Raw genomic sequence first — 1,596 nt, forward strand, 5'->3', positions numbered from 1 at the left:
GAGGCATCGAGCCCATCTCAATTGACCTGTTGTTCGCTAGTTAGCATCCTCCTTTCTCTTGTCACTTCTTGTAAACAGCGGGATGGGCTTGTTGGGTTCTCGTTTGTGTCCAAGCACCAGCAAGCAGCGACGTCTCAGCGCCTCAAAGCTCATAAAGCCCCGGCAGTTGCGGATGATGTCTTTGATTTGACGGTTAAGGCTTTCTGCTATTGCGTTGGTCCGTCCGTATTCCCAGGCGTTTATGATGTAGGTCTTGCGCCTGTTTATAGTGTTGGCAGTAGAGCGCATCTCAGGCACATCAGTACGCCGTGCAATCGATGCCCATTGCCGCAAGGCACATTCCATTGCATCGCGACTTTTAAAGGTTGCATCAGACCACTCGAAGAAAAGCTGAAGAGCAAGGTAGGAGTACTTCAGTTCATTTGTCTGGTCGATCTCAAGAGCGTTTCTCACACATACTGTCTCACGCTTGCTTTTCAGAGTGTTCTTCCTCGTAAGCATGAGCTTAGAAGCTTTGCGCAAAAGACACCTTTGTTCTTTGTGCACCTTGTCATCTTCGAAGGTGCGAGAAAACCTTTTTCGCACATCATCGAGTGCTCCTGTCACAAGTTTGGAAACATGAAACTTATCAGCGTAGATAACAGCGCCAGGAAGAAGCTTTTCAGCAAGGCTGATGTAGGAGCCGTTAAGATCACACGATATAGTTGCTACTGCATCCCGCTCACCTTTTGTAAAGCTCTCCAAGTACTCTGTGACGGTTTTAGGGTCATCTCCTGCAAGCATGTCAACAAGCGTTTTCTTATCGGCATCATAGATACAGCTTGCCATATGAGGCTCACCTTTCCTGATAGCTACCTTCTTAGGAAATGCTCTTATCTCATCAATGCAGAGGTTGTACGGCAGGCGGTGTTTGGGCATCGGTGCGCTTGCCTCTATCTTGGAAAGAACATTTTTGGAAGCCCCGGTTGTGTGCTCAAGCTCAGCGATGGTTTTGCCTTGACCCAGTTTATCTTGGACAAACGCTTCCAAGCGAGTACTTGCATGGGGTGTAAGACAGGAGAGCAAGGGTTGCTCCTCTGCAAAGGTCTTGTTACACGAAGGGCACCGGTAACGTCTCTTCTTAAGGGTAATAAGACAAGGCTTTCCGGCAAAGGGCACATGATAGACAGTAGAGACTGTGCTACTGGAATATACCATTGCTCCTTATACACATCATCTACGCAATGTCTCGACCTTACACAGCGCTCACAGAGCCTGTCTAGCGCCAGAAGACCTAATCGCTCAAATGGCCGGTATAACGACAATCTAATCGCTATGCGCTCGTATAGGCGAGCGTTTACACCGATGGTGGTATTGCCTGTGTTCTCCATGTTCGCTCTGCTTTCCGAGGGTGCGGGCTGCCATAGGGGTCTTAGGGGAGATCTGACCTCCCCTAAGACCCCAAACAGAGAAGTGGACGGGCAAGGCTACCCGTCCCTCTATTCGATGAATAATGACGCCCGTCCTGTTCGTCAAACTGTAAGGCTTGGGGGCATGTGGAAGGGTGCAAAACAGCGCACCACGCAAAAACAGGTAGAAAACGTGTGGGTAGGCAAG

2 protein-coding genes are annotated in these 1,596 nt (G+C 49.4%); one reads left to right on the plus strand and one right to left on the minus strand.

The features are described 5' to 3' along the window. Positions 1 to 36: 36 nt before the first annotated feature. Positions 37 to 1,197, minus strand: a complete 1,161-nt coding sequence (locus tag G7Y37_RS09030) for an ISL3 family transposase (RefSeq protein WP_165063135.1) — start codon at positions 1,195 to 1,197, stop codon at positions 37 to 39. Here G7Y37_RS09030 and G7Y37_RS09035 point away from each other — a divergent pair. Beyond that, the coding region (locus tag G7Y37_RS09035) for a hypothetical protein (RefSeq protein ID WP_165063134.1) at positions 1,159 to 1,596 on the plus strand (438 nt) is incomplete at its 3' end. The two genes, G7Y37_RS09030 and G7Y37_RS09035, sit on opposite strands and share 39 nt — an antisense overlap.

The organism is Adlercreutzia sp. ZJ154, assembly GCF_011039055.1.
Classification (GTDB): Bacteria; Actinomycetota; Coriobacteriia; order Coriobacteriales; family Eggerthellaceae; genus Adlercreutzia_A.